Source organism: Streptomyces sp. NPDC046716 (assembly GCF_040645755.1).
Lineage (GTDB): Bacteria > Actinomycetota > Actinomycetes > Streptomycetales > Streptomycetaceae > Streptomyces.
The window spans coordinates 50,621-74,994 of sequence record NZ_JBEYYU010000029.1; the positions used below are offsets into that span (position 1 = coordinate 50,621).

Annotated in this window: 20 protein-coding genes; 8 read left to right on the plus strand and 12 right to left on the minus strand. The window is 70.9% G+C overall.

Annotated features, from left to right (window positions below):
• Positions 1–58: 58 nt before the first annotated feature.
• Together ABZ930_RS22165 and ABZ930_RS22170 are read left to right on the plus strand one after the other, a co-directional pair.
• Positions 59–403, plus strand: coding sequence for a DUF742 domain-containing protein (locus ABZ930_RS22165; RefSeq protein WP_361550376.1), 345 nt, complete (start codon positions 59–61; stop codon positions 401–403).
• Entirely contained in the window at positions 384–986 is a 603-nt protein-coding gene (locus ABZ930_RS22170; RefSeq protein WP_361550271.1) for an ATP/GTP-binding protein, read from the plus strand. Before ABZ930_RS22165 ends, ABZ930_RS22170 begins: the two co-directional genes overlap by 20 nt.
• Before the next feature lie 14 nt (positions 987–1,000).
• Here ABZ930_RS22170 and ABZ930_RS22175 read toward each other — a convergent pair whose 3' ends face one another.
• Positions 1,001–1,429, minus strand: a complete 429-nt coding sequence (locus tag ABZ930_RS22175; protein ID WP_361550273.1) for a PPOX class F420-dependent oxidoreductase — start codon at positions 1,427–1,429, stop codon at positions 1,001–1,003.
• Between the two features lie 118 nt (positions 1,430–1,547).
• Between ABZ930_RS22175 and ABZ930_RS22180 the strand changes: the two genes are divergently transcribed.
• Positions 1,548–1,961: a roadblock/LC7 domain-containing protein gene (locus ABZ930_RS22180; protein ID WP_361550275.1), complete on the plus strand. Its 414-nt coding sequence runs from the start codon at positions 1,548–1,550 to the stop codon at positions 1,959–1,961.
• 142 nt (positions 1,962–2,103) lie between these two features.
• Positions 2,104–2,982, plus strand: coding sequence for a DUF6397 family protein (locus tag ABZ930_RS22185; RefSeq protein ID WP_361550277.1), 879 nt, complete (start codon positions 2,104–2,106; stop codon positions 2,980–2,982).
• 18 nt (positions 2,983–3,000) lie between these two features.
• On the opposite strand, the gene ABZ930_RS22190 is transcribed toward ABZ930_RS22185, so the two are convergent.
• The 3 genes from ABZ930_RS22190 to ABZ930_RS22200 all read right to left on the minus strand — a co-directional run bounded on the left by ABZ930_RS22190 (position 3,001) and on the right by ABZ930_RS22200 (position 7,062).
• Positions 3,001–3,537 (minus strand): tetratricopeptide repeat protein, encoded by a 537-nt coding sequence (locus ABZ930_RS22190; RefSeq protein ID WP_361550279.1) that lies wholly within the window; start codon positions 3,535–3,537, stop codon positions 3,001–3,003.
• Positions 3,534–4,406, minus strand: a complete 873-nt coding sequence (locus tag ABZ930_RS22195) for an acyl-CoA thioesterase II (protein WP_361550281.1) — start codon at positions 4,404–4,406, stop codon at positions 3,534–3,536. Before ABZ930_RS22195 ends, ABZ930_RS22190 begins: the two co-directional genes overlap by 4 nt.
• A gap of 82 nt (positions 4,407–4,488) precedes the next feature.
• A complete protein-coding gene (locus tag ABZ930_RS22200) occupies positions 4,489–7,062 on the minus strand; it encodes a DUF3516 domain-containing protein (protein WP_361550283.1) in 2,574 nt (857 codons plus the stop codon).
• A 133-nt stretch (positions 7,063–7,195) separates the two neighbouring features.
• On the opposite strand from ABZ930_RS22200, the gene ABZ930_RS22205 reads away from it, so the two are divergent.
• Positions 7,196–7,990 carry a metal-dependent hydrolase gene (locus ABZ930_RS22205; protein WP_361550285.1) on the plus strand — a complete coding sequence of 265 codons (795 nt, stop codon included), beginning with the start codon at positions 7,196–7,198 and terminating at the stop codon, positions 7,988–7,990.
• A gap of 29 nt (positions 7,991–8,019) precedes the next feature.
• Here the strand turns inward: ABZ930_RS22205 and ABZ930_RS22210 are convergent, their stop codons facing one another.
• Entirely contained in the window at positions 8,020–9,810 is a 1,791-nt protein-coding gene (locus ABZ930_RS22210) for an ABC transporter ATP-binding protein (protein ID WP_361550287.1), read from the minus strand.
• Positions 9,807–11,675 (minus strand): ABC transporter ATP-binding protein, encoded by a 1,869-nt coding sequence (locus ABZ930_RS22215; RefSeq protein ID WP_361550289.1) that lies wholly within the window; start codon positions 11,673–11,675, stop codon positions 9,807–9,809. The genes ABZ930_RS22210 and ABZ930_RS22215 overlap by 4 nt, the downstream gene beginning before the upstream one ends.
• 311 nt (positions 11,676–11,986) lie before the next feature.
• On the opposite strand from ABZ930_RS22215, the gene ABZ930_RS22220 reads away from it, so the two are divergent.
• Positions 11,987–12,730, plus strand: coding sequence for a hypothetical protein (locus ABZ930_RS22220; protein ID WP_361550291.1), 744 nt, complete (start codon positions 11,987–11,989; stop codon positions 12,728–12,730).
• A gap of 207 nt (positions 12,731–12,937) precedes the next feature.
• Here the strand turns inward: ABZ930_RS22220 and ABZ930_RS22225 are convergent, their stop codons facing one another.
• From ABZ930_RS22225 to ABZ930_RS22235, 3 genes are all read right to left on the minus strand, one after another.
• Entirely contained in the window at positions 12,938–14,374 is a 1,437-nt protein-coding gene (locus ABZ930_RS22225) for a Gfo/Idh/MocA family oxidoreductase (protein ID WP_361550293.1), read from the minus strand.
• 105 nt (positions 14,375–14,479) lie between these two features.
• Positions 14,480–17,440 (minus strand): FAD-binding and (Fe-S)-binding domain-containing protein, encoded by a 2,961-nt coding sequence (locus ABZ930_RS22230; protein WP_361550295.1) that lies wholly within the window; start codon positions 17,438–17,440, stop codon positions 14,480–14,482.
• Positions 17,441–17,496: 56 nt separating this feature from the next.
• Entirely contained in the window at positions 17,497–17,940 is a 444-nt protein-coding gene (locus ABZ930_RS22235; RefSeq protein WP_361550297.1) for a MarR family transcriptional regulator, read from the minus strand.
• Between the two features lie 95 nt (positions 17,941–18,035).
• On the opposite strand from ABZ930_RS22235, the gene ABZ930_RS22240 reads away from it, so the two are divergent.
• Together ABZ930_RS22240 and mltG are read left to right on the plus strand one after the other, a co-directional pair.
• The gene (locus ABZ930_RS22240; RefSeq protein WP_361550299.1) at positions 18,036–19,853 is read left to right on the plus strand and encodes an ABC transporter ATP-binding protein; all 1,818 of its coding nucleotides are present in this window, start codon (positions 18,036–18,038) and stop codon (positions 19,851–19,853) included.
• A 120-nt stretch (positions 19,854–19,973) separates the two neighbouring features.
• On the plus strand, positions 19,974–20,810 hold the full coding sequence (gene mltG / locus ABZ930_RS22245; RefSeq protein WP_361550301.1) for an endolytic transglycosylase MltG: 837 nt from the start codon (positions 19,974–19,976) through the stop codon (positions 20,808–20,810).
• 60 nt (positions 20,811–20,870) lie between these two features.
• On the opposite strand, the gene ABZ930_RS22250 is transcribed toward mltG, so the two are convergent.
• The 3 genes from ABZ930_RS22250 to ABZ930_RS22260 all read right to left on the minus strand — a co-directional run bounded on the left by ABZ930_RS22250 (position 20,871) and on the right by ABZ930_RS22260 (position 24,329).
• Complete coding sequence (locus ABZ930_RS22250; protein ID WP_361550303.1) at positions 20,871–22,049, minus strand: NAD(P)-binding domain-containing protein; 1,179 nt, start codon at positions 22,047–22,049, stop codon at positions 20,871–20,873.
• Positions 22,050–22,113: 64 nt separating this feature from the next.
• Positions 22,114–23,283: an LLM class flavin-dependent oxidoreductase gene (locus ABZ930_RS22255; protein WP_361550305.1), complete on the minus strand. Its 1,170-nt coding sequence runs from the start codon at positions 23,281–23,283 to the stop codon at positions 22,114–22,116.
• Positions 23,284–23,285: 2 nt separating this feature from the next.
• A complete protein-coding gene (locus ABZ930_RS22260) occupies positions 23,286–24,329 on the minus strand; it encodes an ABC transporter substrate-binding protein (RefSeq protein WP_361550307.1) in 1,044 nt (347 codons plus the stop codon).
• Between the last annotated feature and the right edge of the window lie 45 nt (positions 24,330–24,374).

Sequence of the window (24,374 nt, forward strand, 5' to 3'; positions counted from 1 at the left end):
GGAGCGTGGCAGTCCCGAGGCGCCGGGCAGTCAGTGGTTCGACCACGAGGCCGGACCGATGGTCCGCCCCTACACGGTGACCGCCGGCCGAACCTCGGCGGGCCCCCGGGGAGCGCAGTGCGACCTGATCGCCCTGGTGTCGCTGGACTCCGCCGCGCCGGACGGCCCCGACGACACCGGGCTCGGGCCCGAGCACCGGTCGATCATCGAGCTGTGCCGCGCCGAGACACAGACCGTCGCCGAACTCGCCGCCGGCATCCAGGTCCCCGTGGGAGTGGTCCGGGTGCTCCTCGGCGACCTGCTCGAACTGGGCTGCGTCAAGGTCAGCAGCCCGGTTCCGCCCGCACGGCTACCGGCCGAAACGATCTTGAGAGAAGTCATCGATGGACTCCGAGCACTCTGACGCCACGGCCGACAGCGCCGCCCTGGCCCTGAAGATCCTGGTCGCGGGCGGCTTCGGGGTGGGCAAGACCACCCTGGTCGGCGCGGTCAGCGAGATCCGGCCGCTGCGCACCGAGGAACGCCTCAGCGAACTGGGCCAGTCGGTGGACGACACCGCGGCCGTGGCCCGCAAGACCACCACGACCGTGGCCATGGACTTCGGCCGCATCACCATCAGATCCGGTCTGTCGCTCTACCTGTTCGGCACGCCGGGCCAGGACCGCTTCTGGTTCCTGTGGGACGAGCTGTCGCAAGGGTCCCTCGGCGCCGTCGTCCTCGCGGACACCCGGCGGCTCGAGGACTGCTTCCCCGCTGTGGACTACTTCGAGCACCGCCGTATCCCGTTCGTCGTGGCGGTCAACTGCTTCACCGGCGCCAGGGCGTTCGGGGCGCACGAAGTGGCACAGGCCCTCGACCTCGACCGCGGGACCCCCGTGGTGCTGTGCGACGCGCGCGACAAGGACTCGGGGAAGGAGGTGCTGATCCGGCTCGTCGAGTACGCCGGGCGCATGTACACCGCCCGGCTGCTCGACTCGGTCGGCTGACCGGACCGGCCCGCTCAGTCGGCTACGTCACCGAGCGCCACGACCTTGTCGACACGGACCCGGACGACGAGTTCGCCGGGTACGCCGTTGCGTCTGCCGAACTCCTCGGCACGGTCCGCGCCCATGTACCGGCCGCCGATCCGGGTGGCCGAATCCACCAGCTCGACCGGGTCCTCGCTGAGTTCGGCGTGCCCCTGGATCGTCACGAACGAGAACGGCGGCCGTTCGTCGTCCACGCACAGGGCGACGCGGCCGTCGCGGGCCAGATTGCGGCCCTTGACCGTGTCCTTGCCGGTGTTGAAGACGATGTCGTCGCCGTCCAGTACGAACCAGACCGGCGCGATGTGCGGACTGCCGTCCGCCCGCACCGTGGACAGCTTGGCCGTGCGCGTGCCCTCGGAGACGAAGGCATGCCATTCCTCATCGGTCATCTTGTGTGCCATGCGCCCATCCTGCTTGCCCGGAGAGCAGCCGTGGGGAAGGCTTGCGAGGCAGATCCCCCGGGCAGGGGAGCGCCGTGCCCGGGGACGGGGAGTCACAGGGGAGCGGGGAGACAGGAACATGGCGGAGAACACGGGACTCGGTTGGCTGCTCGACGACCTGACGGGGCGCGTCGAACACGTGCGGCACGCCCTGGTCCTGTCCAACGACGGCCTGGTCACCGGTGCCAGTTCGGATCTGGGCCGCGAGGACGCCGAGCACCTCGCCGCTGTCTCGTCCGGACTGCACAGCCTCGCCAAGGGATCGGGGCGGCACTTCGGCGCGGGCGGCGTACGGCAGACGATGATCGAGTTCGACGACGCCGTCCTGTTCGTCACCGCAGCCGGGGACGGCAGCTGCCTGTGCGTGCTCAGCGACGCGGAGGCCGACATCGGCCAGGTCGCCTACGAGATGACCCTTCTGGTCAACCGGGTCGGCGAACACCTCGGGGTCGGCAAGCGGCAGCCGGAGAGGACGCCCGCAGGAGAGTTCTGACCTGCGGGTTTGCGGCGCCGGAAGAGTTATCCACAGGCTTGCACGGGCTGGATCGATCCGCGCTACGGTTTTCCCGGGTGGTCACGGAGAGTGACCATTTCGTATCGTTCGACGGGGGAGAACCATCGTGCAAGGCAACACCATGACCAGGCCCCAGGGCAGCGCGGCGCGCGAACTGGGTCTGAAGCGAGGCGAGTTCGATCTGGCGGTGCGGCTCGGCCGGATCCGCACCGTCGCGGCACCCGACGGCGGCCTGCGCCGGGTCCCGCGCGAAGAGATCGACCGCATTCGCGAAGCCGAAGGATTTCCGGACGCCCTGCGTGAGCAGGTCCGCGTGGTGGGCACCGCGCAGGGCGCGTCGATCATGGACATCTCGTCGAGCCGGTTCACCCGGCTCGCGCGCGCCGGGATGCTGACGCCCGCGAAGTTCTATGTGAACCGCTACCGGACCGTGGTCTGGCTCTACCTGGCTCAGGACCTGAGGGAGTTCGCGCGGTCCGAGGTCCACGCCCCGCTCCTGACCGGCCGGGCGCCGGCCGCGATGCGCGCCCGGATCGCGGCCGGTGAGGACCTGCGGCCACGGACCTGGCGGTCCCGGCACGCCCGATACCTGCTCGGCCAGTGCGGCGATCCCTGGGAGCGGGCCGCCGCGATCACCACGTTCCTCGACGCGGACCTGGTCGCCGAGCTGGTCGAGTGCCCCCACGAGCGGACCCACCTGCTGCGGCTGCGGCCCCACGAGAGCTGGTACGGAGCCCCGGATTCGCCCACCGCGCAGGTCGTCGAGCGGATCCTCGTCGCCGACGCCCCGGACGAGATCAGCTGGCTGCGGGCCCATCTCTTCCTGAGTCTGGAAAGGGCCCGCCGACTGCGACCGGCGCCGCCCCTCGCCGCTCCACGGCCCGCACCCGGCGGACCGCACGCGCCGACACCCCCGAAGGGCCCCGACAACTTCACGGTTCCGGCCCCGGCCGAGCCGTCCCGGAGCCTGTGGGGGCGCCTGCTCGGCAGACGAGGCTGAACTCCCCAGCGGGAGCGCCTATTCGGAGCCGTCCGCCGAGCCGCCGCCCTCGACGGCGTCCAGATCCCGCGCGTAGTACTCGATCGCGGGCCGGTACCCCACGATGTCCGGATCGGCGCTGGTCGCGGCCAGCACCGTCAGCAGCATCCGCATGCCGTCATGAGCGCGCCCCACGTTGTACAGCGCCATCGCCAGGAACGTCTTGAGGGCGTTGTCCTCGGGGAACTCGACGGTCGCCCCGCTCAGCGTGGCCACGGCGTCCGCATGGCGGCCGAGCGTGCGGTAGGTACTGCCGAGGCCGAGCATCGCACCGCGTCGGTCCTCCGCGGACAACCCGGCGCCCGCGAGCGCGTCGACATAGTGCGGGACGGCGTCCGCCTCGAGGCCGAGGACGTCATGGACCCACGCCGTCTGGAACGCGACACGGGCATCCTCGGGGAACCGGGCACGAAGGGCGAGCAGTTGCTCACGCGCCTCCTCCCGGCGGCCGCTCTCGCGCAGCCGCACGGCCTGCGCCAGCAGCGTCTCCGGATCGTCCGGCTCCACGGCGCTCACGACCCGAGCTTCCGGAACAGACCCTCCTGCACCACGGACACCAGCAGCCGCCCCTCGGCGTCGTAGATGCGGCCGCGGGCCAGACCGCGGCCACCCGTCGCGATCGGCGACTCCTGGTCGTACAGGAACCACTCATCGGCACGGAAAGGACGGTGGAACCACATGGCGTGGTCGAGCGAGGCCATGTCGAAACCGCGCGGACCCCACAGCGGCTCGATCGGCAGCCGCACGGCGTCGAGGAGCGTCATGTCGCTGGCGTACGTGAGCGCGCAGGTGTGCACGAGCGGGTCGTCGCCGAGAGGGCCGACCGCGCGCATCCAGACGGCGCTGCGCGGCTCGGCGCTCTCGACCTCCTCCGGGGTCCAGCGCAGCCGGTCCACGTAGCGGATGTCGAAGGGCTGGCGCCGGGCCATGCGCTCCAGCGCCTCGGGCAGCGCCCCCAGATGGCCCCTGATCTCTTCGGCGATGGTCGGCAGCGACTGCGGGTCCGGAACCTCCCGGGCCGGCGGCAACTGGTGCTCGAAGGCTCCCTCTTCGGGCTTGTGGAAGGAGGCGGTGAGATTGAAGATCGTGCGACCCTGCTGGACGGCGGTGACCCGCCGCGTGGTGAACGAGCGGCCGTCGCGGACCCGCTCGACCTGGTACACGATCGGCACGCCCGGACGACCCGGGCGCAGGAAGTACGCGTGCAGCGAGTGCACGGGACGGTCGCCCTCGGTGGTGCGGCCCGCGGCCACCAGGGCCTGCCCGGCGACCTGCCCGCCGAAGACACGCTGCAGGGACTCCTGCGGGCTGCGCCCACGGAAGATGTTGACCTCGATCTGCTCCAGGTCGAGCAGGTCGACAAGCCGCTCCGCGGGATTCGTCATGCGTGGTTCTCTCTCGTGTGGGCGCCCGGACGGATCCGGCGCGGGGACGCGGCCGGACCCTGACGTCCGGCCGGCCGGGAGACTACAGCTGACCGACGTCCGTGACCCGGACGACGGCGCGGCCCTCGGCGTCGGAGGCCGTGAGGTCGACCTCGGCGCTGATGCCCCAGTCGTGGTCGCCGTTCGGGTCGGCGAAGGTCTGGCGGACCTTCCACAGACCGTGCTCGGGATCCTCCTCGATCATGAGCAGCTTGGGGCCGCGCGCGTCGGGTCCGGTGCCGAGGTCCTCGTACTCGTCCCAGTACTTGTCCATGGCGTCGCCCCAGGCGTCGGCGTCCCAGCCGGCGTCGCCGTCCAGCTCGCCGAGTTCGTCGACGTTGTCGAGCGCGGCGAGCTCCACCCGGCGGAACATCGCGTTGCGGACGAGGACGCGGAAGGCGCGCGCGTTCGCGGTGACCGGCTTGACCTGGTCGGCCTTCTCCTGGGCCTCCTCGGCCGTCATGACCTCCGGGTTGGCCAGCTGCTCCCACTCGTCCAGCAGGCTGGAGTCGACCTGGCGCACCATCTCGCCCAGCCAGGCGATCAGGTCCTCCAGGTCCTCCGACTTGAGGTCGTCGGGCACGGTGTGGTCGAGCGTCTTGTAGGCGCTGGCCAGGTAGCGCAGGACGATGCCCTCGGTGCGCGCGAGCTCGTAGTGGGAGACGAACTCGGTGAAGGTCATCGCCCGCTCGTACATGTCCCGGATCACCGACTTCGGCGACAGCGGGTGGTCACCGACCCACGGGTGGCTCGTGCGGTACGTGTTGTAGGCGTGGAAGAGCAGGTCCTCCAGGGGCTTCGGGTACGAGATGTCCTGAAGCCGCTCCATGCGCTCCTCGTACTCGACCCCGTCCGCCTTCATCAGGGCGACGGCCTCACCGCGCGCCTTGTTCTGCTGGGCGTGCAGGATCTGCCGCGGGTCGTCGAGCGTGGACTCCACGACCGACACCATGTCGAGCGCGTACGACGGCGACTCCTTGTCGAGCAGGTCGAAGGCGGCGAGCGCGAACGTCGACAGCGGCTGATTGAGCGCGAAGTCCTGCTGGAGGTCGACGGTCAGCCGGACGATGCGGCCCGTGGCGTCCGGCTGGTCCAGCTTCTCGACGATGCCGCCGTCGAGCAGCGAGCGGTAGATCGCGATGGCCCGGCGGATGTGCCGCAGCTGGGCCTTGCGCGGCTCGTGGTTGTCCTCGAGCAGCTTGCGCATCGCGTCGAACGCGTTGCCGGGGCGGGCGATGACCGACAGCAGCATCGTGTGCGTGACGCGGAAGCGGGAGGTCAGCGGCTCGGGATCGGAGGTGATGAGCTTGTCGAAGGTGCTCTCGGTCCACCCGACGAAACCCTCGGGAGCCTTCTTGCGGACGACCTTGCGCCGCTTCTTCGGGTCGTCGCCCGCCTTCGACAGCGCCTTCTCGTTCTCGATGACGTGCTCGGGCGCCTGGGCCACGACGAAGCCCGCCGTGTCGAAGCCGGCCCGGCCGGCCCGCCCCGCGATCTGGTGGAACTCACGGGCGCGCAGTGTGCGCACCCGGGTGCCGTCGTACTTGGTGAGTGCCGTGAACAGCACCGTTCGGATCGGGACGTTGACGCCGACGCCGAGGGTGTCGGTGCCGCAGATGACCTTCAACATGCCCGCCTGGGCGAGCTTTTCGACGAGGCGCCGGTACTTGGGCAGCATGCCCGCGTGGTGCACGCCGATGCCGTGCCGCACGTAACGGGACAGGTTGCGGCCGAACTTGGTGGTGAACCGGAAGTTGCCGATCAGCTCGGCGATCTGGTCCTTCTCCTCGCGCGTGCACATGTTGATGCTCATCAGCGCCTGCGCACGCTCGACGGCCTGCGCCTGCGTGAAGTGCACGATGTAGACCGGAGCCTGCCGCGTGTCGAGCAGCTCGGTCAGCGTCTCGGTGAGCGGCGTGAGCCGGTACTCGTAGGACAGCGGCACCGGGCGGGTGGCCGAGCGGACCACCGAGGTGGGCCGACCGGTGCGGCGCGTCAGGTCCTTCTCGAACATCGAGACGTCGCCGAGCGTCGCCGACATCAGGATGAACTGCGCCTGCGGCAGTTCCAGCAGCGGGATCTGCCAGGCCCAGCCGCGGTCGCCCTCCGCGTAGAAGTGGAACTCGTCCATGACGACCTGGCCGATGTCGGCCTGGGCACCGTCGCGCAGCGCGATGGAGGCCAGTACCTCGGCGGTGCAGCAGATCACGGGCGCGTCCGCGTTGACCGACGCGTCGCCCGTGAGCATGCCGACGTTCTCGGTGCCGAAGATCTTGCACAGCTCGAAGAACTTCTCGGAGACGAGTGCCTTGATCGGTGCCGTGTAGAAGGTGACCTCGTCACGTGCGAGTGCGGCGAAGTGCGCACCCGCCGCGATCATGCTCTTGCCGGAGCCGGTGGGCGTCGACACGATCACGTTCGCACCCGACACCACCTCGATCAGCGCCTCCTCCTGGTGCGGATAGAGGGTGAGACCACGCTCCTGGGCCCACGACTCGAAGGCGTCGTAGAGGGCGTCCGGATCTGCGGTCTGCGGGAGCTGATCGATAAGGGTCACGTCACCATCTTGCCTGGCTTCCGCTCCGATCCGGCAATCGGATGCCCGTACGAAGATCACGAAGGTTACCCTGGGTCGCCGACGGGGCGTCAGGGTGCGCACACCCTCAAGGGGTCAACAGAGCGTCGGTACAAGGGACATGTCGACACGACGCGGACGGTCGGCACAAGTGGGACAGGGGCGGAACAGAGCCATGATGGGACCGGCACACTCGTTGTCAGGAGCGGCGGCCTGGCTGGGGGTGGGCGCGGCGGCGGCGGCCGCGGGGCACCCGATGCCCTGGCCGGTCGTCCTGGTCGGCGCTCTGATCTGCGCGGGCGCGGCCCTCGCCCCCGACCTCGACCACAAGGCGGCGACCATCTCGCGCGCCTTCGGCCCGATCTCCCGATGGCTCTGCGAGATCGTCGACAAACTCTCGTACGCCGTCTACAAGGCGACCCGGAAGCCGGCCGACCCCCGTCGCTCGGGCGGACACCGCACGCTCACCCATACGTGGCTGTGGGCCGTCCTGATCGGTGCCGGCGCTTCGGTCGCGGCGATCACCGGTGGCCGGTGGGCCGTCCTCGGCATCCTCTTCGTCCACATGGTGCTCGCCATCGAAGGACTGCTGTGGCGGGCCGCCCGCGGCTCCAGCAGCGACGTTCTGGTCTGGCTGCTCGCCGCGACCAGCGCCTGGATCCTCGCCGGCGTCCTGGACCAGCCGAACAACGGATCGGACTGGCTGTTCACCGACCCCGGCCAGGAGTATCTGTGGCTGGGCCTGCCGATCGTGCTCGGCGCCCTGGTCCACGACATCGGGGACGCCCTCACGGTCTCGGGCTGCCCGATCCTGTGGCCCATCCCCGTCGGCCGCAAGCGCTGGTACCCGATCGGCCCGCCCAAGCCCATGCGGTTCCGGGCCGGCAGCTGGGTCGAGCTGAAGGTGCTCATGCCCGTGTTCATGCTGCTCGGCGGAGTGGGGTGCGCGGCCGCGCTCAACTTCATCTGAGCCCCGCCGCGCACCACCCCCCGGCACGGTCACCCGTGCCAGGACCGCCACAGGGCGGCGTACGCCCCGTCGGCCGCGACCAGCTCGTCATGGCTGCCCAGCTCGCGGATACGGCCGTCCTCGACCACGGCGATCACGTCCGCGTCGTGCGCGGTGTGCAGCCGGTGCGCGATGGCGACGACGGTGCGGCCGTCCAGGACCCGCGCGAGCGAGCGCTCCAGGTGGCGGGCCGCACGCGGGTCGAGCAGCGAGGTCGCCTCGTCCAGGACCAGAGTGTGCGGGTCGGCGAGGACCAGCCGGGCCAGGGCGATCTGCTGGGCCTGGGCGGGCGTGAGCGCCGTCCCGCCCGAGCCGACCTCGGTGTCCAGGCCCTCGGCCAGACCCCGCGCCCACCCGTCGGCGTCGACCGCGCCGAGCGCCGCCCACAGCTCGGCGTCCTCGGCGTCGGTGCGGGCCAGTCGCAGGTTGTCGCGGAGCGAGCCGACGAAGACGTGGTGCTCCTGATTGACCAGCGCCACGTGCGAGCGGACCCGCTCCGCCTGCATCCGGGACAGCTCGGCGCCGCCGAGCGTGACCTGCCCTGTCCGCGGCGCGTAGATCCCGGCGAGCAGCCGGCCCAGCGTCGACTTGCCCGCGCCGGACGGGCCGACCAGGGCGAGCCGGGTGCCAGGCCGCACCTCGAGGGACACCTCGCGCAGCACGTCGACGCCCTCTCGGTAGCCGAAGTGCACCTCGTCCGCGTGCACGTCACGCCCGTCGGGGCGGACCGAGGCGTCGCCCGCGTCCGGCTCGATGTCCCGTACGCCGACGAGCCGGGCCAGGGACACCCCGGCCACCTGGAGCTCGTCGTACCAGCGCAGGATCAGGCCCACCGGGTCCACCAGCATCTGCGCGATCAGCGCGCCCGTCGTCAGCTGGCCGACGTCGATCCAGCCCTGGAGGACGAAGACGCCGCCGATCAGCAGGACGGACAGCAGCACCAGGACGTGCACCGCGTTGATCACGGGGAAGAGGACCGAGCGCAGATAGAGCGTGTAGCGCTCCCACGCCGTCCACTCCTTGACGCGGCGCTCGGACAGCTCCACACGGCGCTCGCCGAGCCGGTGCGCCTCGACGGTGCGACCGGCGTCCACGGTCTCCGCGAGCGCCGCGGCGACGGCCGCGTACCCCGCCGCCTCCGAGCGGTACGCGGACGGTGCCCGCCTGAAGTACCAGCGACAGCCGATCACCAGGACCGGCACCGCGATCAGGATCACCGGGGCGAGGGGCGGCGCGGTGACCGCGAGCCCGCCGATGAGGAGGGCCGCCCACACGACACCGATGGACAGCTGCGGCACGGCCTCCCGCATCGCGTTCGCCAAGCGGTCGATGTCCGTGGTGATCCGGGAGAGCAGATCGCCTGTGCCGGCCCGCTCCAGGACGCCCGGCGGCAGCCCGACCGAGCGCACCAGGAAGTCCTCGCGCAGATCCGCCAGCATCCGCTCGCCGAGCATCGCCCCGCGCAGCCGCACCTGCCGCGTGAACACGGCCTGCACGACGAGAGCGAGCGCGAACACGGCGATGACGCGCTCCAGGTGCAGGTCGCGCAGCGCGCCCGCGCTGTCCGTGACGTCCTCGATCACCCCGCCCAGCAGATAGGGCCCGACCATGGACGCGACGACCGAGACCGTGTTGACGCCGATGAGCAGCAGAAAGGCACGCCGGTGGCGCTGGTACAGCTCGCGCACATAGCCGCGCACCGTCGCCGGTGCGCCGACCGGCAGGGTGTTCGCGGTGGTCGGGGCCGCCGGATCGTAGGCCGGTGGCGCTACGCCGATCATGCCGTCTCCTCGATGTCGATCTCGATGTCGGCTTCGTCGGCCGACCGTGGTCCCGAGCGCACGGCAGCGGGCTCTTCGTCGGTCTCGCGGGTGACGACCGCGCGATACCGGGGTTCTGTACGCACCAGTTCGCGGTGCTCGCCGACCGCGACGGCCGTGCCGTCCTGGACGAACACCACCCGGTCCGCACGGTCCAGGAGCAGCGGGGACGAGGTGAGGAGCACCGTCGTGCGGCCCTGCCGCAGGGCGCGCACCCCCTGGGCGATCCGGGCCTCGGTGTGCGAGTCCACGGCGGACGTGGGCTCGTCGAGGACCAGTGCCTCCGGGTCGGTGACCAGCGACCGGGCCAGCGCCAGACGCTGGCGCTGGCCGCCCGAGAGGGAGCGGCCGCGCTCGGTGATCCGCGCCTTCATCGGATCCTCGTCCAAGGACGCCTGCGCCAGGGCGTCGAGGACGTCCGCGCACTGCGCCGCGGCCAGCGCCTCGTCGGGCCGGACCGACCCGGAGGACGGCACGGAGAGGAGTTCGGCGAGGGTGCCGGAGAGCAGCACCGGGTCCTTGTCCTGGACGAGCACGGCCGCGCGGGCGACGTCCAGCGGCAGCTCGTCCAGCGGCACCCCGCCCAGCAGGACGGAGGGCAGCCCGGACTCTTCGGCGTCGCCGGCTGTGCCGTCCGCGGTGTCCGGAGCATCGGTCGGCTCCGTCGAGGCGGGGTGTCCGCCGAGCCGGTCGGCGAGCCGGCCCGCCAAGTCCGGGTCACCGCACACGACGGCGGTGAGGAGCCCGGTCGGAGCGAGCACACCGGTGGCCGGGTCGTACAGATCGCCGGACGGCGCCGGCGCGTCCAGGAGTCCGCCCGCGGGCTCGGTGACGCGTTCCAGCGAGAGCACCCTCGCGGCACGCTGCGCCGACGGCCGGGAGAAGGAGTACGCCATGGCGATCTCCTCGAAGTGCCGCAGCGGGTAGTTGAGGGTCATCACCGCGCTGTACACGGTGACCAGTTCCCCGACGCTGATCCGGCCCTCGCGGGCGAGGTGGACGCCGTACCAGACGACCACGATGAGCAGCAGCCCGGGAAGGAGGACCTGGATCGCGGAGATGAGCGACCACATGCGGGCGCTGCGCACGGCGGCCTTGCGCACCTCCTGCGAGGCGCGGCGGTAGCGGTCGAGGAAGAGTTCCTCGCCGCCGATACCGCGCAGCACGCGCAGTCCGGCGACCGTGTCCGAGGCGAGTTCGGTGGCGCGGCCCGCCTTCTCCCGCTGGTGGTCCGCGCGCCGGGTGGCGCGGGGCAGCAGTGGCAGGACGGCGAGGGCGAGAATCGGCATGCCGACCGCGACGACGGCACCCAGCGCGGGCTGGTACACCACGAGGGCGACGCAGACCAGGACGACGGTGAGCGCGGCGGCGGCGAAGCGCGACAGCGCCTCGACGAACCAGCCGATCTTCTCGACGTCACCGGTGGACACCGCGACGACCTCACCGGCGGCCACCCGCCGGGTCAGTGCGGCGCCGAGCGCGGCGGTCCTGCGGGCGAGCAGTTGCTGCACCCGGGCGGCCGCGGTGATCCAGTTGGTGACCGCGGTGCGGTGCAGCATGGTGTCGCCGAGGGCGATGGCGACGCCGAGCAGCGCGATCAGCCCGCCGGCGGCGGCGAGCCGGGCGCCGGAGCCGTCGACGACGGCCTGCACGGCGTAGCCCACGCCGTAGGGGAGGCCGGCGATCGAGCTGAAGTGGAGCAGTCCCCAGGCGAGGGACTTGAGCTGGCCACCGATCTGGTTCCGGCCGAGCCAGAGCAGGAACCGGGGGCCGGAGCGCGCGTCGGGCACGCCCGGATCGGAGTACGGAAGGTCGGAGATCTGCATGACGTCCCAGGTATCGACATGTCGATAAGAAGATGAAGGGGATGGCGAAGTCGGCGGAGACGGAGAAGAGAGAGGGGAGAGGGAGGAGGTCGCGAGGGGCGAAGCGAGGGAGAAAGAGGAGATCAGGAGGGGTGGAGACGGGAAGCGGGCGGGAAGAGCGGAAGCGGACGGAACAAACCGTGAAAGGTTCGCGCCCCTCAGTGACCGGAGGCAAACGGTTTTTTGTCGGGCGGCAAAGATTCGGCCGGGTACGACGGTGGCAACCGGGCCCGACGCCGGAGTTCGCCGGTCGGGGTGCGAGCATGGAACGCATGCGTATTGCGGGTGCGGTTCGGGCGGGTGTCGCGGCGGCGGCCTGCGGGGTGTTGCTGACGACGGTGGCGGCGTGCGGCGCGGACGGCGGAAGCGCCACGTCAGGGGCGCACAGCTCCGAGGACGACGCGCACACCGACGCGGCGCGGGCGGCCGACTCGAAGACGATCCCCGACGTCGGCGCCCGCTACCAGAAGCAGATTCCGGCGAACTCACGGCAGGTCGTCGCGGTCTACGGGGACGGGAAGAACTCCGCGGACTCGACGATCGTCCTCTACACCAAGTCGGGCGACACCTGGAAGAAGGCCCGCAGCTGGTCCGGGCACAACGGCAAGAAGGGCTGGACGACGAACCACCGGGAGGACGACAAGCGCAGCCCCGTCGGTGTGTTCACGCTCAGCGACGCCGGAGGCGTCCTGGCCGACCCGGGGGCGAAGCTGCCCTACACGCAGACCGCGTCGATCCAGGCTCCGCACTACTGGGCGAAGTCGCACTGGCACGACTTCGACTACGTCATCGCGATCGACTACAACCGCGCGAAGGGCACCCCGCCCAACGATCCGACGCGTCCGCAGGGCCAGACCAAGGGCGGCAGCATCTGGCTGCACATGGACCACGGCAGCGGCACCTCGGCCTGCGTGAGCCAGTCGAAGGCGAACATGGAGTACCTGCTGAAGACACTCGACCCCGCGCAGCACCCGGTCGTGGTGATGGGGGACAAGGCCGAGCTCAAGGCGGCCTGACAGCAGGCCCGGTCTCAGCGGGCCCGCCGGGGACGGCCACGGTGCGACAGCCCGTGAAATACCGCCCGATGCCGGAGGCACCGCGCGAACGGGCGAGCGGAACGGGCCCGTTCGCGGAATCGGGCGGCGGACCCCAGCGGGCGTAGCTGATGCGGCCCGAGTACGGGCGCCCGGGACCGTACCGGTCCCGGGCGAGTCGGCCGGAGGCTAATCCTCGGCAGGCTTCTCCGAGTCGACGCCCCCGCGCTTCGTGCGCCAGCCGCCGCGCGTGAAGTCCGGGATCGGCTGGGGCGCGCCCTTCGCCTTGATGGAGAGATGGCTCAGCGGTACCGGCGAGGTCCAGGTCGCCGCGTCGTACACGTCGAAGTCCGGGACAAGACCGAGCCGCATCGTCTGCATCAGGCGGTAGATCATGATGTAGTCCATCCCGCCGTGGCCGCCGGGTGGATCGGCGTGCTCCTTCCACAGCCAGTGGTCCCAGTCGGCGTACGTCGAGAAGTCGCCCCAGGCGTCGTCCTTGTGGTCCGGCTCGATGTAGATGCGCTCCGGATAGTCCTCGAACACACCCTTCGTGCCGCCGAGTTGATTGATCCGCGAGTACGGGTGCGGGGTGCTGACATCGTGTTCGAGCCGGATCACCCGGCCCTTCGCCGTCTGCACGAGGCTGATCGTGCGGTCCGACTCGATGTAGGACTCCTTCCAGCTCGGATCGCCGGCGGGCATATGGGCGGCCCGGTACTCGGCGAGACCGAGGGACGGAGTGCCGAAGCTGGAGATGTGCGTGACCCGGTCACCACGGTTGACGTCCATGTAGTTGGCGACCGGACCGAAGCCGTGATTGGGATAGAGATCGCCGTGCAGCCGGGTGTGCCACAGGCGGCGCCACGGGCCCTCGTAGTAGTCGGGGTCGAACATCAGGCCACGCAGATCGTGGTTGTACGCCCCCGCACCGTGCAGCAGTTGACCGAACTTGCCCGCGTGAGCCATCCGCAGCACCCGCATCTCGTTGCGGCCGTAGCAACAGTTCTCCAGCTGCATACAGTGCCGGCGGGTGCGCTCGGAGAGGTTCACCAGCTCCCACAACTGGTCGAGCTGGAGCGCGATGGGGCACTCGACGCCGACGTGCTTGCCGTTCAGCATCGCCGTCTTCGCCATCTCGAAGTGCCAGTCCCAGGGCGTCGCCGCGTACACGAAATCCACGTCGCCGCGCTTGCACAGATTCTCGTAGTCGTGATCGCCCTTGGTGTACGTCGCCGGGGTCGGCTGCCCCGCGGCCGTCACCTTGGCGGCGGCCCGCTCCGTCTTGTCCTTCACCGGGTCGCACAGCGCGACGACCCGCACGCCCGGCATCGCCAGGAAGAGGTCGATCATGCTGCCACCGCGATTGCCGAGGCCGATGATCCCGACGCGCACCGTGGTCCGCCGCTCGAACGGGACACCGATCATCGTCGCGCCCTGCCGGGCGGGCACCGCGCTCGCCGACGTGGGCTCCTGCGCGGCCGACGCGGCGTGCGCCGGACCCGACTCCAGCGCGCCGAGCCCGAGGCCGATCCCCGCCCCGGCGACACCCGCCGTGCGCAGCACATCGCGGCGTGAACGGCCCTCGGGCTCAGGGGTGTCGAGGGGAAGGCTGTCGTCGTGCATCGGACCTCCAGGGTGGTGGGTGCGGTGCGTGGCAAACGCAAGCCACCCTGGAGGCGGGGAGAGCGGGGCGCAAGAGCCCCGAGTGGTCGGGGAGTTGGACTTCCTTTACCGGGCCTTTGGACTCCCGTGCACGGACCGATCGCCGCGCGCGGGACGGGTCGCACGCTCCAGCTCCACGAGAACCGAGTAGTAGGTGCGGCCCGTGGCGTGATCCATGCCGACCTCGCACATCCGGTTCGCCGACAGATGCGCGTCGTAGGAGCGGGACGTGACCTCCGCGGCCTCCTTCGCCGTCGCCGACTCGGTCAGCTCCTTGTGGAGCATGCCGCGGTCGCCCGCGAAGGCGCAGCAGCCCGCGTCGTCCGGCATCACGACCTCGTCGGCACAGGCCTCCGCGACCGCCCTCAACTGGTCCACGTCTCCCAGGTGTTCCATCGAGCACGTGGGATGCAGCACGGCCGAGCCGACCGTCCGCTCGATCGTGAGGCGCGGCAACAGCTCGTCGGCCGCCCACACCAGGGAGTCGACGATCGTCAGCTCGGCGTGCAACGCGCGGTTGTCGTCGGTGAGATACGGCACCACCTCGTGCGCGATGCCGAGCGTGCACGAGGACGCGTCCACGACCAGCGGGAGACGGCCGCCGGCGGTCCAGCCCCAGGCCGCTTCGACGATCCGGTTCGCCATGATCGTGTTGCCCTCGTCGTAGCCCTTGGAGTGCCAGATCGTGGCGCAGCACGTCCCGGCCACGTCGTCGGGGATCCAGACCGGCTTGCCCGCGCGGGCGGAGACCGCGACGACGGCCTGGGGGAGGGAGACGGAGCCGGGCGTGCCGAAGATGCGGTTCACACACGCCGGGTAGTAGACGGCCGTGGCGCTCGCGCGGGCGGTGCGCGGCAGCTTGCGGGCCGCCGCGGCGGGGATCTCCGGCAGCCATTCGGGGACGAGGTCGGGGCGGATCGCCTTGCGGGCGGCGGTGGTGACGCCGGTCAGCAGCCGGTCGCCGATCTTCCCGGCGGCCGCCACGGCGAGCCGGGCCGACGCCTCGACGGCCTTGAAGTTCTTCGCGGTGAGGGCCGCCACCTTCTCCTCGCGCGGCGAGTGCCGCGCGTGCCGGAAGCCCTTCATGAAGGCGCCCGTGTCGATGCCGACGGGGCAGGCCAGCTTGCAGGTGGAGTCCCCGGCGCAGGTGTCGACCGCGTCGTACCCGTAGGCCTCGATCAGCTCGTCCTCGACCGGTGAGCCCGACGGCTGGCGCATCATCTCGCGGCGCAGCACGATCCGCTGCCGCGGCGTCGTGGTCAGGTCCTCGCTGGGGCACGTGGGTTCGCAGAAGCCGCACTCGATGCACGGGTCCGCGATCAGCTCCACCTTCGGGATCGTCTTCAGGCCGCGCAGATGCGCCTTCGGATCGCGGTCCAGGACGATGCGCGGGGCCAGCACCCCGTCCGGATCGATGATCTGCTTGGTGCGCCACATCAACTCCGTGGCCCTGGGGCCCCATTCGAGCTCCAGGAAGGGCGCGATGTTGCGGCCCGTGGCGTGCTCCGCCTTCAGCGAGCCGTCGAACCGCTCCACGGTCAGCGTGCAGAAGTCGTCCATGAAAGCCGCGTACCGGTCCACGTCCGCCGGTGTTCCCGCGTCGAACGCGAGCAGGAAGTGCAGATTCCCGTGCGCGGCATGCCCCGCCACGGCGGCGTCGAAGCCGTGCCGCGTCTGGAGTTCCAGCAGCGCCTCACAGGCCTCCGCCAGGCGCGCGGGCGGTACGGCGAAGTCCTCCGTGATCAGCGTCGTGCCCGAGGGGCGCGACCCGCCCACCGCCGTCACGAACGCCTTGCGCGCCTTCCAGAAGCCCGAGATCGTCTTCGCGTCCCGCGTGAACTCATTGGTCACCGAGGCGACGGGCGCGACCAGGTCGAGCCCGTCGAGCACCTGCGCCGCCTTCTTCTCGTACGCCGCCTGCCGCTCCTCGTCCGGCGCGCGGAACTCCACGAGCAGCGCCGTCGTCTCCTTCGGCAGCCGCGCCCAGTCCTGCGGCACGCCCTGCACGCTCACCGAGGCACGCAGCGTGTTGCCGTCCATCAGCTCGACGGCCAGCGCGCCCGCCTCGTTGAAGACCGGCACCGCCGCGGCCGCCGCCGGGAGCGAAGGGAAGAACAGCAGCGCCGTCGACACCCTGCGGTCCAACGGCAGCGTGTCGAAGACGACTTCGGAGATGAAACCGAACGTGCCCTCCGACCCCACCATCAGGCCGCGCAGGATCTCGACCGGCGTCGAACCGTCCAGGAACGCGTCGAGCCGATAGCCGTTCGTGTTCTTGATCTCGTACTTGGCGCGGATCCGCCGGGTCAGTTCGGTGTCCGCCTCGATCTCGCGCTTGATCGCCAGCAGGCCCTCGCAGAGCGCCGGCTCGGCCTGCGCGAGGCCGGTGTCCGCCGCCGGGTCCGCGGTGTCGACGACCGTGCCGGACGGCAGGACGAACGTGAGCGAGGCGAGCGTCCGGTACGAGTTGCGCGTCGTGCCCGCCGTCATGCCCGACGCGTTGTTCGCGACCACGCCGCCGACGGTGCAGGCGATCGCGCTCGCCGGGTCGGGGCCCAGGACCCGCCCGTGACGCGCGAGCGTGGCATTGGCGCGCACGATGGTGGTGCCCGGACCGATCCGGGCCCGCTCGCCGTCGCCGATGACCTCGACGCCGGCCCAGAACCGCCGCACGTCGACGAGGATGTCCTCGCCCTGCGCCTGTCCGTTCAGCGACGTGCCCGCCGCGCGGAAGACGACCTCGCGGCCCTTTCCGTGCGCGTACGACAGCACCGCCGAGACGTCGTCGATGTCCTCGGCGACCACCACGACCTGCGGCACGAAGCGGTACGGGCTCGCGTCCGAGGCGTAGCGCACCAGGTCAGAGATCTTCGTCAGCACCTTGTCCGCGCCGAGCAGCTCGGTCAGGTCCGTGCGCAGCGGCTCGGGGGTGCCGCCGGCCTGCCGGTCCTGAACCCGGTCGGGCGCCGGATCGGACGGGCGGGATCCCGGACGCAGGGCTTCCGGCTTCGGCTCCAGCAGCGGCATGGCCTCTCCTCGATCGGCGGACGGTCAGTGGTCCGCGGTCTCACGGTGTCGCGGTGTCAGCAGTCCCGCTCTCGCGGGGCCTCGAACAGGGCGTTCAGCAACACCGTCAGCTGGGCGCGCTGCTCCGTGTCCAATGGGGCCAGGATCTCCTCTGCCGCCGCGCGGCGCGCGCTGCGCAGCTCCCGCAGGGCGGACCGGCCCCGCTCCGTGAGCTCGATCCGGATGACCCGGCGATTGGTGGGGTCCGGCACCCGACGGACCAGCTCGCCCGCCTCCAGGCCGTCCACCACGGTGGTCACGGCGCGCGGTACCACTTCCAGGCGCTCGGCCAGATCGGCCATCCGGGGCGGTGTGTCGTAATGGACGAGGGCGCGCAGCAGCCGGGACTGGGCGGGGGTGATCCCGACCGGCTCCAGCTGGCGCTTCTGGATGCGATGCAGGCGGCGGGTCAGCCGCAGCAGCTGTTCGGCGAGGAACCCGTCGGCGTCCGGGGTGTTCATGCCGGGAACATTACCAGGACTTTGTGCATTGTGAGTATAGGTAACAATGAGCTATGCTCCTCAAATCGCTCAGAATCGCAGAATCTAGGAGGCCCATGCCCCGCGACGACATCACCTGGACGCCGCCCCCCGACGCCAAGAGCTCGGGGCAGCCGCGGCAGATCCGACGCATCCTGTCCCTCTTCCGCCCCTATCGCGGCCGCCTCGCCCTCGTCGGGCTGTTGGTCGGCGCCGCATCGCTGGTCACGGTCGCGACACCGTTCCTGCTCAAGGAGATCCTCGACGTCGCCATCCCGCAGGGCCGCACCGGGCTGCTCAGCCTGCTGGCCCTCGGCATGATCGTCAGCGCCGTCGTCACCAGCGCGTTCGGCGTACTGCAGACCCTCATCAGCACCACCGTCGGCCAGCGCGTCATGCACGACCTGCGCACGGCCGTCTACGGCCGGTTGCAGAGCATGTCCCTCGCCTTCTTCACCCGGACCCGCACCGGCGAGGTCCAGTCCCGCATCGCCAATGACATCGGCGGCATGCAGGCGACCGTGACCTCCACGGCGACCTCTCTGGTCTCGAACCTGACGAGTGTCGTCGCCACGATCATCGCGATGGTCGCCCTCGACTGGCGCCTCACGATCGTCTCCCTGCTTCTGCTGCCGGTCTTCGTGTGGATCAGCCGCAGGGTCGGCCGCGAGCGCAAGAAGATAGCCACCGAGCGCCAGAAGCAGATGGCGGCGATGGCCGCCACGGTCACCGAGTCGCTGTCCGTCAGCGGCATCCTGCTCGGCCGCACCATGGGCCGGGCCGACTCCCTCACCCGCTCCTTCGCCGACGAGTCGGACGGCCTGGTCGACCTCGAGGTCCGGTCGAACATGGCGGGCCGCTGGCGCATGGCCATCATCTCCATCGTCATGGCCGCCATGCCCGCGGTCATCTACTGGACGGCCGGCATGGCCCTCCAGTTCGGGGGCCCCACGGTCTCCATCGGCACGCTCGTCGCGTTCGTCTCGCTCCAGCAGGGCCTGTTCCGGCCGACCGTGAGCCTGCTGCAGACCGGCGTCCAGATCCAGACCTCGCTCGCCCTGTTCCAGCGCATCTTCGAATACCTCGACCTGCCCGTCGACATCACCGAGCGCCCGGACGCCGTCCACCTCGACACCGTCAAGGGAGAGGTCCGCTTCGAGGACGTCGAGTTCCGCTACGACGCCGCGGACGACCGGCACGGCCCGGTTCTGGACGGCATCGACCTCACCGTTCCCGCGGGTGGCAGCCTCGCCGTCGTCGGTCCCACCGGCTCCGGCAAGTCCACGCTCAGCTATCTGGTGCCACGCCTGTACGACGTCACGGGCGGCCGGGTCACGGTCGACGGCGTGGACGTGCGCGATCTGGACTTCGACACCCTCGCGCGGTCCATCGGCGTCGTCTCCCAGGAGACCTATCTGTTCCACGCCTCGGTCGCGGAGAACCTGCGGTTCGCCAAGCCCGACGCGACCGACGCGGAGCTGCACGCCGCTGCCCGGGCCGCGCAGATCCACGACCACATAGCCTCGCTGCCCGACGGCTACGACACCGTGGTCGGCGAGCGCGGGCACCGCTTCTCGGGAGGCGAGAAGCAGCGGCTGGCCATCGCCAGGACCATCCTGCGCGACCCGCCGATCCTCATCCTGGACGAGGCGACCAGCGCCCTCGACACCCGTACCGAGCACGCCGTGCAGGAAGCGATCGACGCTCTCTCGGCGGATCGCACCACGCTCACCATCGCGCACCGCCTGTCCACGGTCCGTGGCGCCGACCAGATCGTGGTCCTGGACTCCGGCCACATAGCCGAGCGCGGCACCCATGACGAGCTGCTGGACCGCGACGGCCGGTATGCGGCGCTGGTGCGGCGCGACGCGCAGCTGGAGAAGACGGCGGCGTGAAGCAGGCCCCGCCGTGGGCACTGGCCCACCCGGGGGCGGTGCGGGTTGCGGAATGAATATATGTCGCACCGGAGTGAAGATATGCCGTAATTGCCCCGATATGCGGGTTACCGTTTCCGCATGCTGAACGAGACTCCGCGACGGAGCACGATCCGACTCACGCGCAGAGGGCGCATCGTCCTGCTGGCGACCGGGGCCGTCGCGGCGGCCACCGCGGTGGTGGTACCGCTGGCCGTGTCCGGTGACGGTCAGGGCAGCCCCGAGGCGCTGACCATTCCCGAGGGCTGGCGGTCGGGCCAGGTCTACGACGCCGTCGACAAGGTGCTCGGTGTGCCGGCCGGTACCACCAGGAAGACCGTGCCCAAGGCGGGCCTCAAGCTGCCGAGCGACGCGTCGGGCAACCCCGAGGGCTATCTCTTCCCGGCGACGTATCCCCTGGGCGACAAGTCGACACCGCAGTCCCTGCTCTCGTACATGGTCGACACGGCCAACAAGAAGTTCCACGGGCCGAACTCCACGGCAGGCGCCCAGCCGAACACGGTGAGTCAGTACCAGATCGTCACCATCGCGAGCATCGTCGAGGCCGAAGCCGACAACAAGGAGGACATGGGCAAGGTCGCCCGGGTCGTCTACAACCGGCTGAACCACGGCATGCCGCTGCAGATGGACTCCACGCTCAACTACGGGCTCGGCCGTTCCACGCTGGAGACCACCGAGAAGGACACCAAGAGCGACAGCCCGTACAACACGTACGCGCGCATGGGCCTGCCGCCGTCACCGATCGGCAACCCCGGCGAGCAGGCGCTGAAGGCCGCCGCCGCTCCGCCCGAGGGCGACTGGCTGTACTTCGTCACGGTCAAGCCGGGGGACACCCGCTTCACCGCGGACTTCGCGGAGCAGCAGAAGAACGTCGCGGAGTTCAACAAGAACAAGGCGGCGCAGAAGAAGGACGGCTGAGGCCCCGGGCCCGTGCCGGTACGGCGGGCGCGGCCGGACGTGCCGCGCCCTCGACACGGCTCAGGCCACGACCGCCGATTCCGGCTCGCCGCGGCCTTCCCGGTCTGCCCGCGCTCGACCGTCCGCTTGCCCTTCCCGGTCCTCCCGGTCGAGCAGCCGCTGGATCTCCCGTACCGCGGCGCGCCCCGCACGGTTCGCGCCGATGGTGCTCGCCGACGGCCCGTACCCGACGAGATGCACCCGCGGATCGAGCGCCGCGCGGGTTCCCGCCATCCGGATGCCGCCGCCGGGCTCGCGCAGCTTCAGCGGGGCGAGGTGGTCGATCGCGGCGCGGAAGCCGGTGGCCCACAGGATCACATCGGCCGCGACCTCACGCCCGTCGTCCCAGGCCACACCCGTCGGTGTGATCCGGTCGAACATCGGCAGCCGGTCCAGGACGCCGTTCGCCCGGGCCTCGCGGATCGCGTCGTTCACCGGCAGCCCGGTCACCGACACCACGCTCAGCGGCGTGAGTCCCTGCCGCACCCGCTCCTCGACCAGGGCGACCGCGGCCCGGCCCCGCTCCTCGTCGAAGGGGCCCTCGCGGAAGACGGGCGGCCGCCGCGTCACCCAGGTCGTCGAGGCGGCGTAGGGGGCGATCTCCATCAGATGCTGGGTCCCGGACGCACCCCCGCCGACCACGACCACCCGCTGTCCCGCGAACGCCTCGGGTCCCGGGTACCGCGCGGTGTGCAGCTGCCGCCCGCGGAACGTCTCCTGGCCCGGATAGCGCGGCCAGAACGGCCGGTCCCAGGTCCCCGTCGCATTGATCAGGGCGCGCGTCGACCAGACCCCGTCCGAAGTCTCGACGAGCAGCCGCCCGCCGTCCCCCTCGCGCACCGTCCGCACCTCGACGGGCCGCCGCACACGCAGCCCGAAGGTCTTCTCGTACGTGTCGAAGTACTCGGCGATGACCTGCGACGACGGCCGCGCCGGATCGGCGCCGGTCAGCTCCATGCCCGGCAGCGAGTGCATCCCGTGCACCTTGCCGTACGTGAGCGAGGGCCAGCGGAACTGCCAGGCGCCGCCCGGCCGGGGCGCGTGGTCGAGGACCACGAAGTCGCGCTCCGGCTCGAAGCCCACCCGCCGCAGATGGAAGGCGGCGGACAGGCCCGCCTGCCCCGCGCCGATGACGACGACGTCGACCTGCCGCGCGCCGTCGGCGCCGGTGGCTGCCTCTCGTACCCCGATCTCGTTCACATTTCTACCAACTCGGCCGGGGTCCGGGATCTTCCCGGACCCCGTACCGTCGTGCAGCCCGGGCTCAGCGTCCGCCGGCCACCAGGAGCGGCGCACCGCTCGTGGCCGCCACCGGCGCCACGAGCCCCCGCGCCACCAGTTCGGGGATCACGCCCTCCCCGAACCAGTACGCCTCCTCCAGATGCGGATAGCCGGAGAGCACGAAGTGCTCGATGCCGAGCGCGTGGTACTCCTCGATCCGGTCGGCGACCTCGGCGTGGCTGCCGACGAGCGCCGTCCCCGCGCCGCCGCGCACGAGACCGACCCCGGCCCACAGGTTGGGCGAGATCTCCAGGCCCTCCCGGCTGCCGCCGTGCAGCGCGAGCATCCGCTGCTGGCCCACCGACTCGCTGCGCCCGAGCGCGGACTGTGCCGCCGCGACCGTCTCGGGGGAGAGGTCGTCGAGCAGCCGGTCGGCGGTGGTCCACGCGTCGCGCGCCGAGTCGCGGGTGATCGTGTGCAGCCGGATCCCGAACCGCACGGTCCGTCCCTCCTTCTCGGCGAGGGACCGGATCCAGTCGATCTTCTCCTTCACCTGCTGCGGCGGCTCGCCCCAGGTCAGATAGACATCCGTGTGCCGCGCGGCGACCGGCCCGGCCGCGGCCGACGAACCACCGAAGAAGATCTGCGGCACGGGCTCGGGCGGCAGCGCCGAGTAGCCCGCGTCGATCCGGTAGTGGTCGCCCGCGAAGTCGTACGGCGCCTGCGCGTTGCCACCCCACACGCCGCGCACGACGGAGAGGAACTCGTCGGTTCGGGCATAGCGGTGGTCGTGGTCGAGGTGATCGCCGTAGCGGCGCTGCTCGGCCGAGTCGCCTCCGGTGACGACATTGAGCAACAGCCGCCCCTGAGTGAGGCGTTGATACGTCGACGCCATCTGCGCCGCGAGCACCGGAGAGATCACTCCGGGCCGGAACGCGACGAGGAACTTGAGCCGGCGCGTGTGCTGGGCGAGCGCCACGGTCGTCAGCCAGGCGTCCTCGCACCAGGTGCCGGTCGGCGTGAGAACCCCTTCGAAGCCCAACTGCTCGGCCGCTTTGGCGATCTGGATCAGGTAGTCCAGGCTGGGCGCTCGCACCCCGGCGACCGCACCACCCGGTGTGCCGCCCAGCGCGCCGCCGCTGAACGCGTGCCGGTCGACCAGGGTCCGGCCGTCGCCACCGGTCGGCAGGAACCAGTGCAGGGACACGGTCATGATCAGGACTCCTTGGCGTAGGTGCGCGGGGCGGTGCTGGAGGCCGGCAGTTCGCCGTTGAACCGCGTGTCGACGAAGTCGGCGAAGTCGACCTTGCGCGGAATCAACTTCAACTCCGTGAAAGCGTCCGCTATTTGCTGCTCGGAGGCGATGACGCCCTTGTCGATGGCGACGGTCACGCGCGTGCCGTTCGTCCGCTTCACCGCGTCGAGCGCGACGTCGTAGGGCAGACCGGTGTCCTTCGCCCAGACCTTCGCCCACTCCTCGGGGTGCTTGTAGACCCAGTTCTGGGCGCGCCGCAGCCGGTCCAGGTAGTCCTTGATGGCAGCGGACTTCTTCTTGTCGGCGAGAGCGGTCGGGGAGGCGACCTGGAAAGCCAGCCCGTTGGTCACTCCGTCGCCGTCGGTGAGCACCCGGCCCTGCTTCGCCCGCAGCACCTGGGAGGTGTACGGGTCCCAGACCGCCCACGCGTCGACCTTGCCGCCGGTGAACGCGGCCAGTGCGTCGGCCGGTTGGAGGTACTTCACCTTGACGTCCCCGAACCCGAGCCCGGCCTTCTTCAGGGAGGCGACCAACTGGTAGTGCGCGGAAGAGCCCTGCGCCACCGCGATCGACTTGCCCTTCAGCCCGGACGGCGTCCGCAGCGCGGAGTCCTTCGGTACGAGGATGGTGTCGCCCTTGGCGGTGCCGTGACTGGCCGACACCACCTTGATCTTCGAGTCGGCGCCGGCCGCGAAGACGGGCGGGGTGTTGCCGACGCCTCCGACGTCCACGGCCTTGGCGTTCACGGCTTCGAGCAACGGTGGTCCGGAGGTGAAGGTGGACCAGCGGATCTTGTAGTCGAGGTCGTCGAGCTCACCGGCGGCCCGCAGAACCGCTTCCGAACCACCCTTCTGGTCACCGACGTTGAGCGTGACCGAGCCCTTTCCGTCGGTACCGCCACCACCCGCGCCCGCGGTGGACGTGGTGGCGGAGGAGGCGCCGGAGCAGGCGGCGAGGAGCAGGGCGAGCGGGGTGAGCAGAGCGGGGAGGGGGAGGCGTCGCATGGCCGAAGTCCGTTCGGGGAGGTGGAGGGTGAGAAGGAGGAGGGA